Annotated in this window: 15 protein-coding genes and 1 other RNA gene; 9 read left to right on the top strand and 7 right to left on the bottom strand. The window is 42.8% G+C overall.

All coding sequences use genetic code 11. The annotated features are described in order from the left end of the window. Positions 1-546: 546 nt before the first annotated feature. Both ACYRY3_RS38375 and ACYRY3_RS38370 read right to left on the bottom strand, forming a co-directional pair. Positions 547-2931 (bottom strand): EF-hand domain-containing protein, encoded by a 2385-nt coding sequence (locus ACYRY3_RS38375; RefSeq protein WP_460206990.1) that lies wholly within the window; start codon positions 2929-2931, stop codon positions 547-549. Between the two features lie 158 nt (positions 2932-3089). After that, complete coding sequence (locus tag ACYRY3_RS38370) at positions 3090-3296, bottom strand: element excision factor XisI family protein (RefSeq protein ID WP_460206989.1); 207 nt, start codon at positions 3294-3296, stop codon at positions 3090-3092. 252 nt (positions 3297-3548) lie between these two features. Here ACYRY3_RS38370 and ACYRY3_RS38365 point away from each other — a divergent pair, with 252 nt between their 5' ends. The 5 genes from ACYRY3_RS38365 to ACYRY3_RS38345 all read left to right on the top strand — a co-directional run bounded on the left by ACYRY3_RS38365 (position 3549) and on the right by ACYRY3_RS38345 (position 7327). Then, on the top strand, positions 3549-4196 hold the full coding sequence (locus tag ACYRY3_RS38365; RefSeq protein WP_460206988.1) for a DUF4118 domain-containing protein: 648 nt from the start codon (positions 3549-3551) through the stop codon (positions 4194-4196). 64 nt (positions 4197-4260) lie between these two features. Further along, positions 4261-4695, top strand: a complete 435-nt coding sequence (locus tag ACYRY3_RS38360) for a response regulator (protein WP_460206987.1) — start codon at positions 4261-4263, stop codon at positions 4693-4695. Positions 4696-5102: 407 nt separating this feature from the next. Next, entirely contained in the window at positions 5103-5810 is a 708-nt protein-coding gene (locus ACYRY3_RS38355) for a M48 family metallopeptidase (protein ID WP_460206986.1), read from the top strand. Between the two features lie 615 nt (positions 5811-6425). Further along, complete coding sequence (locus ACYRY3_RS38350) at positions 6426-6647, top strand: DUF2795 domain-containing protein (protein WP_460206985.1); 222 nt, start codon at positions 6426-6428, stop codon at positions 6645-6647. Positions 6648-6766: 119 nt separating this feature from the next. Next, positions 6767-7327: a DUF5110 domain-containing protein gene (locus tag ACYRY3_RS38345; protein ID WP_460207186.1), complete on the top strand. Its 561-nt coding sequence runs from the start codon at positions 6767-6769 to the stop codon at positions 7325-7327. 196 nt (positions 7328-7523) lie between these two features. Here ACYRY3_RS38345 and ACYRY3_RS38340 read toward each other — a convergent pair whose 3' ends face one another. Continuing rightward, positions 7524-8648, bottom strand: a complete 1125-nt coding sequence (locus ACYRY3_RS38340) for a murein hydrolase activator EnvC family protein (RefSeq protein ID WP_460207184.1) — start codon at positions 8646-8648, stop codon at positions 7524-7526. A 349-nt stretch (positions 8649-8997) separates the two neighbouring features. Here ACYRY3_RS38340 and ACYRY3_RS38335 point away from each other — a divergent pair, with 349 nt between their 5' ends. The 3 genes from ACYRY3_RS38335 to ACYRY3_RS38325 all read left to right on the top strand — a co-directional run bounded on the left by ACYRY3_RS38335 (position 8998) and on the right by ACYRY3_RS38325 (position 11773). Then, the gene (locus tag ACYRY3_RS38335; RefSeq protein ID WP_460206984.1) at positions 8998-9318 is read left to right on the top strand and encodes a hypothetical protein; all 321 of its coding nucleotides are present in this window, start codon (positions 8998-9000) and stop codon (positions 9316-9318) included. Positions 9319-9541: 223 nt separating this feature from the next. Beyond that, positions 9542-10282, top strand: a complete 741-nt coding sequence (locus ACYRY3_RS38330) for a cytochrome c biogenesis protein CcdA (RefSeq protein ID WP_460206983.1) — start codon at positions 9542-9544, stop codon at positions 10280-10282. A gap of 81 nt (positions 10283-10363) precedes the next feature. Next, positions 10364-11773: a cytochrome c biogenesis protein gene (locus ACYRY3_RS38325; RefSeq protein ID WP_460206982.1), complete on the top strand. Its 1410-nt coding sequence runs from the start codon at positions 10364-10366 to the stop codon at positions 11771-11773. A 79-nt stretch (positions 11774-11852) separates the two neighbouring features. On the opposite strand, the gene queF is transcribed toward ACYRY3_RS38325, so the two are convergent. The 4 genes from queF to ffs form a co-directional block, all read right to left on the bottom strand. Beyond that, positions 11853-12224, bottom strand: coding sequence for a preQ(1) synthase (gene queF, locus ACYRY3_RS38320; protein WP_460206981.1), 372 nt, complete (start codon positions 12222-12224; stop codon positions 11853-11855). 100 nt (positions 12225-12324) lie between these two features. Then, positions 12325-12732 carry a hypothetical protein gene (locus tag ACYRY3_RS38315; RefSeq protein ID WP_460206980.1) on the bottom strand — a complete coding sequence of 136 codons (408 nt, stop codon included), beginning with the start codon at positions 12730-12732 and terminating at the stop codon, positions 12325-12327. A gap of 136 nt (positions 12733-12868) precedes the next feature. Then, complete coding sequence (locus ACYRY3_RS38310) at positions 12869-13255, bottom strand: phasin family protein (RefSeq protein ID WP_460206979.1); 387 nt, start codon at positions 13253-13255, stop codon at positions 12869-12871. A 25-nt stretch (positions 13256-13280) separates the two neighbouring features. Next, positions 13281-13377: signal recognition particle sRNA small type (ffs, locus tag ACYRY3_RS38305), an RNA gene on the bottom strand. A 104-nt stretch (positions 13378-13481) separates the two neighbouring features. On the opposite strand from ffs, the gene ACYRY3_RS38300 reads away from it, so the two are divergent. Then, entirely contained in the window at positions 13482-14033 is a 552-nt protein-coding gene (locus ACYRY3_RS38300) for a 2'-5' RNA ligase family protein (RefSeq protein WP_460206978.1), read from the top strand. Positions 14034-14119: the final 86 nt, after the last annotated feature.

Below are 14119 nucleotides of genomic sequence, written 5' to 3'. Positions count from 1 at the left end.
TCTTCACTTGCATTCAATATAACTGTTACAGGGTGGATATTCTTTCCGCCCCGAACAAGTGGTTAGATGCTTTCACCGCTAAAACAATCTATTGTTAAAAGTCAAACAGGTTGCTCTAGCATTTACGGTATACACAGTATCAATTAAACAAACCGGATATGTTTAAAAACAAAAGCCAATAAAATTGGAGTATGTTGTAATTCTCGATCGGAAATAAACAAAGCGGGGTTAAACCTATCCATTTTTTCCCTAACACCAAATAAAGTAAATAGCTCCACCCTACTTTTATAGTGTAGGGAGGTTCTCTTTACTGTACTGGGGAGACAATAAGATTAACTGCCTCACAATTTATAACAGAGCCTAGAATTAAGAACAATGAATTATCAATGAAGAATTGATGAAATACTCAGTCTTAATTACTGTTTTTCTTGGAAATTCTACGACTTCGCTCTGCTTACCGCATAACAACTGTATTGGATGCAAGTGAAAAGAGCTATAACCATTGCGAAACCCAACATTATGCTGGGTTTCTTTCCTCAATTGCTCTTACACAATCTCAATAAACACACCGCTGCGTGCAAACTCCTCTTCTTCAGGGGTAAAATATGGGGATCGATTTTGCAAATCGGGGTCAAAGTAGTAAGTTTCTTGTAAAAAGTTGCTACTAATGACAGCCTCCTCTAAATCCTTAATGTAATCTTGTGCAACTAAGCATGCTTCTTTGATACCTTCCACATCACCCTTTTCCAACAACCTTTGCAATGTTGTTCTCACTCCTGCCAACCGCGATGCTGGTTTCAGTGTCCCATAAAGACGGTAGATGCGATCGCAAGCAATGCTCATATGTTTGAGTGCTTTTGCCTTTGCTAACTCAGAGTCAATGCTAGGCCAATAGCGGGTGGTGTAAAACGCTTTTTCATCCTTGTGGTACCATTCTTCGGAACGAGCAATGGAGGAAGAAACGGTATTATGCAATTTCCAAAAGAATAGGCGAAGGGAGGAACCATCCCGCACACAGGACAATTTTGCATCTAATGACACTTCAAAATGCGTCAAATTGGGATCGCGTCCCAGCAACAGATATTCCACAGGGTACATCTCCACTTCCCTGTTTTGCACGACATACATATTGAGGTGATGGCGGCAGTAAGGACAGGGGTACATGGTAGCAAACAGTCGAAAAAACTTTTTGAACACTTCAACTAAAGCTTTCTGTTGCTCCTGTGTTTTAGTACACACTATTTCAGCAGTGGTATGAAAGAAGCGCCACACTGCAGGACCGATGTAGTATGGAAAGCTTACGCGCATTTGTGCATTCTTCACATCATTCCGACCTAAATACACATCAATAAATGCCACGTATTGTGAAAGAGCACCTGACTCACGCCCAAATTCCAAGCGCTCTCGGCGTTTTTGTACCCCGTTGAGATAGTGGTGCGTGAGACGCCATGCTTGCTTGATTGTCAACTTCTGTTTTGGAGTGCAGTTGAGAAAACGTTCTGCAACATCCGCCCCATAGCGATCGAACTCCCCTGCTGCCTTAGTGGACTCGAACCATTCATTTAAAGCTGCTTCATCAGGTATCGTATTGCTTTGAATCTCTGCTTCTATGCTGACGCTAAATGCAGCCAGTAACTTTGGCATGAAATCCTCATACCAATATGCCACAGGCATCATTGCACCATCCACTTTTTCCAAAGCATTGGAGAGGATGACACGGTTCCACTGCTTCAGGTATTCATAAGGATCTTCCCCTGATTGGATTGATGGTGGAGCCATCTCCTCAGAGAGTTCCATCTTTCTGAGGCGGTTCAGTTCGTTAATAGCAAGAACACCCTCTGCAACATCAGACAAGCTAAAACTTTTTTTCTTCAATGTGATGGCAAACTCAACACCCGCAGCAAATTTTTGTCTAACAGTAGCAGATTTCTCCCGCGCCTCCAACATGGCTTTTTCCTCTGCCAACATCTCTGGTGTTTTTTCCACCGTTTTCCAATTCTGGATGCGCTCTTCTAATCGAGTATGCTCGTTTGTTATCGATTCAACTACTGCATCTAGCAAAGGGTAGCAAGCTTCTTCCACCACACCTAACCCCTTGTATAATTCAATAGCCGTCTTGACAAACTGCACAAAATCAGTGATTCTGTACGGCAGCTTTTTTACACGCAGGTGCGTTTCGTGGTTGGCGGAAAAACTTTCGCGGAAGCAGCGGTAGGCGGCTCCTTGAATCAAGCGGAACAGACCAATTTGCATTTGTAGGCGAGACGTACCTTTCTTCTGCGTGCTGCTTGGGTGTTGTGTTAGCAGCTCTTGGAGTCGCCTAACTTCCGAACTATTATTGATAGATGCTTCGTGTAAAGAAGATTCTGTTGTCGCTGCGGCTGAATCGTTTGTGGCTGTTCCATTTGAAGAAGTCGTTGTTTTTTGGAAACTGGAGCTTGGAGTTGGGGCGTCTTTATAGCCTGTTGTTAGTTCTGACTCGTCCGGTATCAGTTTGCAGAACTCCTCAAAGTCAATAGCGCCGTCGCCATCGTGGTCTACCTCTTTGACCATCTCATCAAGTTCTTCAGAAGTCAGCCCAAACTGACTCATCACACATCGCATTTCGTCTGCAGTAATGTGACCGCTATTGTTTTCATCAAAAACACTAAATGCTAGCTTAAGACGGCTTTCGCGATCGCCTTGCTTGGACAACATCAACGCTTTGAACTCCTCAAAGCTGATACTGCCTGACAAGTCAACATCCACCTCTTTAATCATATCACGCAGCCCTACATCACTGGGGCTTTGTCCCATTGAATGCATAACCCGTCCTAATTCCTCTGTGGAAATGGTACCATTGCCATCCCCATCAAACACTTGAAATGCTTCCCACAGCTTCCTTACTTCCTCATCATTAAGTGTTGTTTTTCCTAAATTTACTGATACCATAAATGACTCTCTCCATGCCAATGAGAACAATTTGTCTGTTCAATCTCATGTAGATAGTACATCCACATATTCAAATAGTAAAAATCTACAGTTTACTTTTTTTAAGTATGAAAAGTCTGAAAAGTATGGTATGTAAGAATTAGTGCCTTCTTTCCCATTTATGCTACGCCAAAATCTGTATAATGACGGACTTGAGGAGGATGAAAGCCCAAGATAATATCCTCTCTTGGAACTCCTGCTTCCAACAACTCCTCGGCTACAGGACGATTAGTACCATCATGTTGAATCCAGATTTTCCCTTGGATAATATCAATATGGACTACTGAACCGTGTACCCGACGTTGTCCATCCCAGCCTACGTGCATCACTTCATAATTGGCACTGCGTGGAGATTTCTGAAATTAGAGGAGAAAATACTGAGTATTGATTTAAATGATTATCCCGTTCCACCAGTAGAGGTCATTCTGGGAATGTTGGTTTGGTTCGTGGGGGAAAGTTAGCACGCAGACCAGCCCATAGGACACAATCCCCTATAGGCAGTTGTCTGCTCTGTATTTTAGACTCTAAAGTTTAGAGTTACGCCTGTATCCCCGTCTTCTGTAATAGGAACTAGAAAAATGTCAAAAGCTAGGAGAAAGTTACTACTAAACTACGGTGTCGCCGTATTAGTAAGCTTGCTAGCATTGCTTATCCGCTGGATACTACATCCGCTTCTGGGAGAAAATGCTCCTCTCCTAGTTCTGCTTATGGCAGTCATAGTGAGTGCTTGGTATGGAGGTTTTGGTTCCGGTTTGCTGGTTACTATCTTGAGTGGAATTCTCGGTACCTATTTTTTTGTACAACCGACTTTTTCCTTAAAAGTTCTCGGACTGAGTAACGCGGTTCGTGTAGGTATCTTCCTAGTTGAAGGAGTGCTTATTAGTTGGTTGAACGAAGCACTAAAAATTGCCAAGCAACGAGCTGAGCTGACAGCGCTAACTTTAAAGGAAAGTGAGGAAAGTTACCGTTTACTCGTAGAAGGCGTGAAAGATTACGCAATTTTCATGCTAGATCCTAATGGATACATTACAAGTTGGAATACTGGCGCAGAAGGTATTTTTCGAGTTTTTGAGCGGTTGCATGGTAGTGACACTTACCCTGGCACTGGTATTGGATTAGCGATCGTGCGAAAGGGTGTAGAGCGTATGGGCGGACAAGTTGGCATTATATCTCAAATAGGTCATGGAAGCCGATTTTGGGTGGAACTACTTCAAGCCAACAATTAATAGCAGAAAAAATAGCTATACACTAACTTGATATTAACATTACATATAGTCCGATTTTTGCTAAATGACTTATACCGAACTACCAATTGTTCTAGTAGTTGAGGACAATCCTAATGACTTGCTGTTTATTCAGCGTGCTGCTACCAAAGCTAATTTACGGATATGTCTAAAAACTGTCTCAACCGGAGATGAAGCTGTGAGTTACTTGCTAGGTGAAGGTTCTTACGCTGATAGAGAACAATATCCATTACCAAATATTATTCTAACAGATACAAGAATGCCACGTATGGGAGGTTTAGAGTTAGTGATATGGATTAAGCAACAGCCCAATTTTCAAGATTTACCAATTGTTGTTATGAGTAGTTCTATAGATTCAGATGACGGCGGTCAATTTACTGCTTTGGGCATTAACTTACACTTTATCAAACCTGTTTCAGCAAGTGGATTTGAGGAAATTTTAAGACAAGTGTTGCTGTTACTAGCTCCCTCCCAAGAGTAAGTAAGTCGGCACAATAAAACATAACTAAGTACACTTCTGTTAAGAGCCTTAAAGCCTAGTAACTACTAACCACTAACCACTAACAGCCCTAACTCCTCGTTGTGCTTATTTACGCCGACCTACTTAGTATTCCAAAAAGAAGAGGGGCGGTTGTCTGGAAAGATTGAAAGTAGCTAACCGAACCCGATCTTCTCAAAAAATGAGTTTATAATAGAAAAATAAGAATCTCAAACAGTTGTCCAATAAGGTTTAGCTTACCTGCGAATTGAAACTCTCGAACCTTCAACTTCTTTAAGTTATTGGAGATATTAAATAAGATTTTTCGACTGTAGAGTTATGAACTTCCGATGATGATGCATTCACACTTTTCTAAATTACACAAAAGGATTGCCTTCTTTCTTGGAGGTTTGAGTACTGCTGTAGGTATCGGATTATCTACCCCTGCACCTGCAAGCGCAGTTCCTGTGGGTGAATTAATATTTCGTGGAATTCAGGTACTTCAACTTTCCAACCTATCAACAAAGCAAAAAGTCTCTTTGGGTAGCGATATTCACCAACAGGTACGTAGCAATCAAAAACTATCTACCAGTGCTTATGTCAATCGTATTGGTCAGAGGTTAGCTGCATCTAGTGAATGTTCTCAAATTCCTTTTAAATTCTATGTGGTTCAAGACTCCAGTATTAATGCTTTTGCAACCACGGGTGGATACGTCTATGTCCATACTGGGTTACTGAATGCAGTGGATAATGAAGCCCAGCTAGCATCTGTTTTGGCTCACGAAATCGCTCACATTTGTAATGACGATTTGATAGAAAAACTGAGACAAGCACAAATAGCTCAAGGTGCAGCCTCAGCTGCTGGTGTAAACAGAAGTACTGTAGCTGCTTTGGCTTATCAAGTTGCTGTAGACTTACCAAATAGTCGTGGCGCTGAATTTGACGCTGATGCTGATGGATTAAGATATATGCAACGAGCAGGTTACGATCCGAATGCTATGATTGCTTTCTTGAGAAAATTGGAGAGACAGCCTTCCCAACCATCGTTCCTGAGCACTCACCCAGCAACATCAGACCGAATTGCTACGATACAAAGGAGACTTGCTGCTAATCAGTAGTTGAAAAAGTTGGTTTCTCTGAGAGAAATCGGCTTTTTTGAAGCCCGTTGCAGCCAGAAAAACACTCAACTAAGTAAGTCGGTAAAAAAAACGTAACTTGTAAGGGCTGTCCTTAGTCATTTGTCATTGGTGAGTCCAGAGAAAGTAAGCGGTGAGACTAGTGCTGCAGGAGGGTTTCCCACGCCCAGGCAACTGGCGAATAAGGGAGGGGTTTCCCGCGACTACCGGGACTAGCGTTGGCGCAGCCTCTGGGGAGGAGATACCCGGAGGGTCATTCGTAAGGGTTTTAGATACATTTACATTTTGTAATGTATTTCTGTTTATTCACACCGACTTACTTATATCTATATATTTCTATAGGTAGATGTAATGGTTAATTGGAGGTAATTTTCAGTTTTTTTTCCTCCAACGGTAGGAAGTTTAAATGAAAAAAAGTTTGTAGCTTAAGTAACTGAAAGGATTAATATTTGCCCTTTAGTTCTGGGGTTATTTGGCATTTTTACAGTCATTGATTCGCACCCCAGAGTTCACAGGTTAGATAACCTGACAACGCGATGCACTTCATAGGACTATAACGTTTAGCGTTGCTCTTAGTAATGTTTGTGGGAGGTTTTCATGATGGTTAAAGTAAATCAAGTGCAGCTCCTGAAAAACTTGAATGAAGTTAAATATCCATTGAGCAAGAAAGACTTGATTCTGTTTGCTGAGGAAAAAGGTGTTGATGAAAATGTTCTTCGGGCTTTAAAGCAATTGCCAAACCAGCAGTATCAAACACCTGTAGAAGTGAGTGCAGCAATGGGTGTGAGTATAGTGCAGAACTTTTCTCATGCCATCTAGGCAATCTTCATTTTTGATTTAGTTTTCAACTGAAACCCTAGCAATAGACTAGGGTTTCTTATCCACTGATATAGTCCACTAGCAAGATGTAAGGGCGAGGATTATTGCTGTAAAGTTCCATCAGGCATTTAAGTAAAAATGAGGATGCTTTTTTCTTGGGTGATGCATTACTTGTTTGTCCCGTTGTTGAAGAAGGGGCGCGATCGCGAAAAGTCACTTTACCCAAAGGGCGTTGGTATAATTTCTGGAATGATGCAGTGATAGAAGGTTCGCAGCTGGTCACAATAGACTCCCCCCTAGAACAAATTCCCCTGTTGGTTCGCGCCGGAAGTATTCTATCAATGGAGGAAAATAAGCAACTCATTCTCCACATATATCCACCTATCGAAGGAAGTAGCCAGACAGTTCTTTACTCTGATGCAGGTGATGGATATGGAGAATCGCGATTGGATAAGTTCGATATGGTGCGTTCTGAAAATAGTTTAGAAATCACCAGGACAGAAGAAGGGAAATATCTTTTCCCATACACATCCGTGCAACTCCATCTACACGGGCTCAAACCACAACAAGCTTGGATAGATGATATCGAAGTTGCTTGTCACGGACAAATCTTGGAATGCCAGAGGTTCCAAAAAGTTAGCATTCAAAAATGCTATGAAATGGAAGCCGCTAAACACTAGTACAGAAAGGCTGTTCGCGTAGCGTCTCCTCTGGAGAAGTATCAAGGATAAAGGATGAAATTAAAAGGCTTACCCGGCCAACAGAACCGGAATCTGTTGCTCTATCCACTGAGCTACACGCCCATGATTTTTCGTAGTATAGCATTTTTCTTTTCACTCTGCACCTAATTTTTAAAGTTATTGAGTTAGCTGCCAATCACAGGAAATTCAATGGGTCTACTGGGGTACCATTTCTTCTGACTTCAAAGTGGAGGTGGGGACCCGTTGATAAACCAGTGGAACCTACAGCAGCGATCGCTTGTCCTCGCTCTACTGTTTGCCCTTCAGAAACATACAACTCGCTGCTATGACCGTAGAGGGTGGTAATTCCTTTGCCGTGATTGACAATGACAGCTTTGCCATAACCACCGTACCATCCAGCAAAAATAACCGTTCCAGAATCGGCAGCACGAATTGTACTTCCATAGCTGGCAGCAAAATCCAAACCAGCATGAAAGCGACGGTAGCCCAGAACTGGATGTACCCGCCAGCCAAAGGGGCTGCTTGTGGGACCGGAGCTAGGATAAGCAAAAATACCAGTTCCGCGAATGATAATGCTTTTACGGCTGTTGGTTTTGAGTCGCTCTTCTTCTTCGGCAACTTTTTGCTGAATTAACACCTCCAAGGTTTTGGAATCCCTTTCAAGTTGGGTGTGGGCGGCGGCTAAGGCGAGGCGATCGCTATTGAGGCGTTGTATCAAATCCCCTTGCAGTTGCGCCTGTGTTTGATAATCGGCTTTTTGTGCCCACAATTGCTGGCGAATCAAATCAATTTCGTTTTTTTGCTGTTCTACCTCTGTTTTCTGTGCGGTGAGCCGATTTGCTTCTTTGGTAAGTTTTGCCAAAACCTGTTGGTCAGCTTTATAAACTAACTTCAACTGTCGGCGACGGTCTAAAAAATCACTCATATTCTGGCTTTGCAATAACACCGCCCATCCTTGGCTGAGGCGATTGCGTTGGAGAAAGCGCAACCGGGCTACTGTCGCCTCTTGACGCTGCTGATAGGACACTTCCGCCGCAGCTAAATCAGCTTGCAATTGCTGCAGGCGCTCGATAGCTCTTTGCAGTCGAAATTCGCTATCTTCAATTTGAGTGTTAGTTGTTTGGAGATTTTGCTGTAAACCGTTAAAACGGTCTTGTGCTGCCTGTTGTAAATTCGTTAAGCGCTGCTGTTCCTGAACGACACCTTGACGTTGTTGGTTAATAACCTGTTGTTGCTGGCGCAAAGTGTTAATTGAATGAGTCGCCCCTGGGGTTGCTGCATGGATTGGTATAACTGGAATAAATACAAAGCTAATGGATAAAATGCAGAAAATTGCCAGAAAAAATATGAATTGACTGGTACGATGCCAATTCCCTTGTTTAAGGGGAGACAGCCCGTCGCCCTGGAAACCAAAGTTAAAGCAACTGTCTTGCGCTAGGGAGGATCTACGGAATGTTCTCTGTTTTTTTGGAAATGCCACTCTCATGCTGTTAGATTGGGCCAAGGGACGGCTGCAAACATCAGGAGTATTGTTCCCAAATTATTGTCCAACCTTTCACAAACCTATTGTTTTTAATTGTTCGCCAGATACTCTCGCCAAATGCCAGCTATGTCAGCATTTATTCAGAAATATCGCTTGAGAAAGTTTTATGAGCTTAGGCAGAGCTATTCTCTTGATTACCTTGGTTATTCCAGGTATTTTGGTGGCGGGATCATCGCTTTACTCATTCAACCTTGACTATACAGCACTAGGGAGAACCGAAAGGTACATAGAAAAGTTAGTCAGGGATGGAAGAACCAATGACAGACAGTTGGATGTTGCCTATCATCGCAGTCTCAGTCACCGTATGAATGCATTATCTAACGGAACTTGGGGGTTTATCAGCGCAGCGATCGCAGCAATAGGCGTACATGGCATCGCTACTACTAAAGAGGAGACTATCCAAGACCAGAAGAAAGCATCAAAATAAGGTTTTTGTAGAGGATTGTGGTTTTGTTCCAATATTTGCCCAACAGGCGCGAGAATTGTGGTTTTGTTGGGTTTTGTTCCAATATTTGCCCAACAGAAGCGAGGATTGTGGTTTTGTTGGGTTTCGTTCCTCAACCCAACCTACGTTATCAATCAAGAGGATTCTTTCCAAAGTAAGCTAAAATGCAAGCAGAGTAAGCATTTCCCATTTTTTTCACAGCCTCATGCTTGAAACCCTGCAAACCCGACTTTACGAACTAGAACAATTTGCTGATGCCCTAGTATCTAACCAACTGACCCATCTGAGTTGGCTGAGTATAGGAATAATTTTCTTCGCAGGATTGCTGACCAGCCTCACCCCCTGTATGCTTTCCATGTTGCCAATTACCATCGCTTACATTGGCGGTTATGAGGCGAAGAACCGTTTCCAAGGCGCTGCCCAATCTACATGGTTTGCTTTAGGATTGGCAACTACACTGGCTGGGCTGGGAATCGTAGCAGCTTTCGTTGGAAAAGTTTACGGTCAGGTAGGCATTGGTTTACCAATTATTGTCAGCATCATTGCGATTCTCATGGGGTTAAACTTACTCGAAGCCTTACCCCTGCAATTACCCTCTTTTGGCAGTACAGAATGGATTTCTCAAGAACTGCCCCAAGGAGTGCGAGCATATTGCATTGGTCTGAGTTTTGGTGTTGTCGCCTCTCCTTGCAGCACGCCTGTTTTAGCGAGTTTGCTTAGTTGGGTTGCCCAAACACAGGACTTGGTTTTAGGCGCTGTTTTGCTGCTTTGCTACACAGCTGGTTACGTTGTCCCCTTGATTTTGGCAGGTACTTTTACAGCTTCTATTAAAAGATTACTAGAGTTGCGCCGCTTGTCGAGTTGGATCAATCCCATAAGTGGAGTGTTGTTGATAGGATTTGGTGTATTTTCTTTGATTTCTCGCATTCCATTAGGAAGTTTTTAGAACTAAGTGGTTCATTACAAGCGTAAAAATTCGGAAATTTGAAAAGAAAAGATATACACAAATATTGCGGATACTTAACTAATGACTATAGAAAATCCAGTTTCTCAGAAATCTATATGGTCAGTGCTAGGACGTATATTGCGACAAGAGTTTTTACCAGTGCTGACAGATTTACGCTTGGCAATTGTGACGTTACTTGCGATCGCACTGTTTAGTGTCAGTGGCACTGTTATCGAACAAGGTCAATCCCTAGCATTTTACCAAGCCAACTATCCAGAACACCCAGCCTTGTTTGGTTTTCTCTCGTGGAAAGTCATCTTAACTCTGGGCTTAGACCATGTCTATCGGACTTGGTGGTTTTTGGCATTGCTCATATTTTTTGGTACTAGCTTAACTGCCTGTACTTTCACCCGTCAGCTACCAGCTTTAAAAGCCGCCCGGAAATGGAAATATTACGAAGAACCCCGCCAATTTCAAAAATTAGCTTTGAGTGCGGAGTTTGATAATGTAGAGATGCAAAATATTTCATCTCTACAAACCTTATTGCAAAAACGCAGTTACAAAGTTTTTCAAGAAAAAGACAATGTCCTCTATGCCCGCAAAGGAATTATTGGACGGATTGGCCCAATAATTGTTCATATTGGCATCGTCATGACTTTGCTAGGTGGAATTTGGGGAGCCATGACAGGTTTTCTTGCTCAGGAAATGGTTGCAAGTGGCAATACATTTCAAGTGAGGAACATTATAGACGCAGGACCTTTTGCAGCAGCCCAAGCCCCCAAGGATTGGCAAGTACGAGTCAATCGTTTTTGGATTGACTATACCCCTTCTGGAGGCATTGACCAATTCTATTCCGATATGTCTGTCTTAAACGCTCAAGGACAAGAAGTTGACCGCAAAACAATTTTCGTTAACAGTCCTCTACGCTATCGTGGTGTAACCTTTTACCAAACTGATTGGGGAATTTCTGCCATTAGAGTTCAACTCAACAACAGCCCAGTTTTTCAGATTCCAATGGCACAACTGGATACCAAAGGTCAAGGACGGATTTGGGGAACGTGGATTCCTACAAAACCAGATTTAAGTGAAGGTGTATCTATACTCGCGAAAGACTTGCAAGGCATGGTGTTAATTTACGATGTGGCAGGCAAGCTGGTTGATACAGTTCGCACCGGAATGTCTGCCCAAGTCAACGGTGTCACTCTAAAAATTCTGGATTTAGTTGGCAGTACTGGCTTACAGATTAAAGCCGATCCGGGAATACCAATTGTGTATTCGGGATTCGCCTTACTGATGCTAGGCGTGGTTATGAGTTACTTTTCTCACTCCCAAATTTGGGCGTTGCAAAAAGATGGTTGTCTGTATGTGGGTGGCAAAACCAATCGCGCACAGGTGACTTTTGAGCGGGAAATGCTGGAAATTTTGGATAGTTTGAGTTTACCGCCGAAGAATGAAGAAAACGCACCTGCAATGGAGCCTCGTGCAGTATAGCTGATATTCACCCACAGCCGCAAAGGCATGAAGAATGATTCCTCATGCCTTTGCGACCTTGCTTGCTGTTTTTGATATTTTATTTCTGATGGCGCACTTCAATAACTGTATGTACGTTACCGCGAGGTGCAAAGTCTGCTTTCACAGTAACTTCTAAGGGGTCACAAGCCGCAACAAAATCATCCAAGATTTGATTGGCTGTTTCTTCGTGAGAAATGTAGCGATCGCGATAACTGTTAATGTATAGTTTTAGCGCCTTCAGTTCCACCACCCGTTCGTCTGGTATATAGGTAATGTCAATGGTGGCAAAATCGGGATAACCAGAGAACGGACACTTACAAGTAAATTCAGGCAAAGTAATATTAATGTTGTATCGCCTTCCTACACGGGGATTGGGAAAGGTAATGAGTTGCCCTTCTGTAATGTTTCGTTCGCCGTACTTTATTTCCATAATCAGTAGTCAATAGTTATTGGTCATTAGTCATTAGTGATTAGTCATGAGTTATTAGTTGTGGACGAGAACTACTAACTACTAACCACTAACTACTAACTTATAACTCGTCTTGTTCCCAATCTGGGCAATTCTCGTCATCCCATCCGTGGGGGTGCATTCCACAAACTAACAAATTGCCACTATAGACTTGACCGTGGTAGTGACGGCACCCAATACAAGCGGGATTTTTCTGTAATGTGGCTTCAACTGGATATGGGAAACCAGGATCTACAACATCCTCAATCGAAATCTCTTCTAGATCCCAGTACACTTCCAAAATTGGCTCTGCCAGTTCTTGTAAGTACTGATCTACCTCAGTAGCAATCACATCTTGTACTTGCTCGGTAATTTCTTCCGCGATCTCAAAAAAGGTATCTACCATTTCTGTCATCCCCAGAAAAAAGCGTTCTACTTCATCTGCCACTGTTTCCATCATTTCCCAAAACTCTTTTTGCCACTTTTCCATAGTTTCTACGTCCTTAAAAGCCTGTTAATCGGACGCTTAATTTTTACATGGCTTGAAGCATTTGCGTACACTCTGAGGATGTTCATTCACGAAAGTTTTCTAAACATGGGATACACGATCGTTTCCGGTCTCCTAATTATTTATCGCGTTGCAGCCTACGCAGTTCTTCTTGCATTTGCCTTACTTGCTCCCGCAATTTATCCACATCTTCAGTTGGAGGAGATGATTTTGCTTTTGGCTCTTCATCTTCTTCTATTATTTCAATCCGACGTGGTTCTGATGGGGACTTTTTCTCAGCTGGCGAACCAGGTGGGGCTGCTTGTTGCGCCTGCTTCATCATATCTTCTACGAAGCGGCGGGCTTCATCTGTAGTCATTTCCCCGCGTGCAACCATTTCGTCTGCCAGTTTTTGGACTTGCGATCGCAACTCCGATAATGTCACGCCTGCTTTTTCTCCTGCATATGATGCCAACCCAACACCGAGGTAAAAAGCTTTTTTAACAACATCTCCAAAACCAGGCATTGTCGCTTTTGCGCTCCTAAAATAGGGCGACCCGGAGACTACGCCTGCTACAAGCATCCCGTATTGCTGCTACCTTCCGGTCCTGACAAAGTTTGGGCGTTGGAGCCGCGTAGATCCAGGTCTAAAATCATAATAGCATGAAATTTTTCAATTTGTGTTATTTGACTACAATTTTCCATTCGTAGAGTTTGTAGGTAAGCTGCTACACCCTAGAGTTTAAAATATTATGAAACTTTATTTTATCGCCTTGCTGCCACCTCAGGAGATTCAGGACTACGCCAACCAAATCAAGCAGTACTTTGCAGATAACTACGCTAGTTGCCACGCCCAAAAATCTCCACCACACATCACCCTGCAACCACCTTTTGAATGGGCGGATGACAATTTGCCCTTGTTGGAACAGTGCTTGAGGGATTTTGCGGTGAATCGAGATTCAGTTCCGATTACCCTCAGTGGTTATGGTGCTTTCATACCTCGTGTTATATATATTGATGTTGTCAGAAGCCACGAACTGCTGAGTTTGCACGCCGATGTTATGGCATATATGGAAAGTCAGTTGGGAATTGTAGATAAGGTTGGCAAAACACGTCCCTTTGCCCCCCATATGACAGTTGCTTTTAAGGATTTAACAAAGCAGAACTTTAGATCTGCATGGTCAGAATTTCAGAATCGTCAATTGCACTTTGAGTTTACTGCTTCCTGTCTAACGTTGTTGGTACACGATGGCAGACGGTGGAATGTCAAAAATGAATTTTCCTTTGCATCTGTTAATGGTTAGGTAGGTCGGTCACAAAAATAACTGGTAAGGGTCGTCCTTAGTCATTTGTCATTGGTCATTTGTAAGGGTTTCAGATACATTTATAT

Source organism: Scytonema sp. NUACC21 (assembly GCF_054684315.1).
Note: the sequence above shows the minus strand (reverse complement) of the source record. Positions and strands in the feature narration are given on the sequence as shown.

Bases quoted from the DNA above. Each gene is read 5' to 3' on its own strand.
- ACYRY3_RS38375 (WP_460206990.1), bottom strand. From the start codon at position 2,931: ATGGTATCAGTAAATTTAGGAAAAACAACACTTAATGATGAGGAAGTA.
- ACYRY3_RS38370 (WP_460206989.1), bottom strand. From the start codon at position 3,296: ATGCACGTAGGCTGGGATGGACAACGTCGGGTACACGGTTCAGTAGTC.
- ACYRY3_RS38365 (WP_460206988.1), top strand. From the start codon at position 3,549: ATGTCAAAAGCTAGGAGAAAGTTACTACTAAACTACGGTGTCGCCGTA.
- ACYRY3_RS38360 (WP_460206987.1), top strand. From the start codon at position 4,261: ATGACTTATACCGAACTACCAATTGTTCTAGTAGTTGAGGACAATCCT.
- ACYRY3_RS38350 (WP_460206985.1), top strand. From the start codon at position 6,426: ATGATGGTTAAAGTAAATCAAGTGCAGCTCCTGAAAAACTTGAATGAA.
- ACYRY3_RS38335 (WP_460206984.1), top strand. From the start codon at position 8,998: ATGAGCTTAGGCAGAGCTATTCTCTTGATTACCTTGGTTATTCCAGGT.
- ACYRY3_RS38330 (WP_460206983.1), top strand. From the start codon at position 9,542: ATGCTTGAAACCCTGCAAACCCGACTTTACGAACTAGAACAATTTGCT.
- ACYRY3_RS38325 (WP_460206982.1), top strand. From the start codon at position 10,364: ATGACTATAGAAAATCCAGTTTCTCAGAAATCTATATGGTCAGTGCTA.
- queF (WP_460206981.1), bottom strand. From the start codon at position 12,224: ATGGAAATAAAGTACGGCGAACGAAACATTACAGAAGGGCAACTCATT.
- ACYRY3_RS38315 (WP_460206980.1), bottom strand. From the start codon at position 12,732: ATGGAAAAGTGGCAAAAAGAGTTTTGGGAAATGATGGAAACAGTGGCA.
- ACYRY3_RS38310 (WP_460206979.1), bottom strand. From the start codon at position 13,255: ATGCCTGGTTTTGGAGATGTTGTTAAAAAAGCTTTTTACCTCGGTGTT.
- ACYRY3_RS38300 (WP_460206978.1), top strand. From the start codon at position 13,482: ATGAAACTTTATTTTATCGCCTTGCTGCCACCTCAGGAGATTCAGGAC.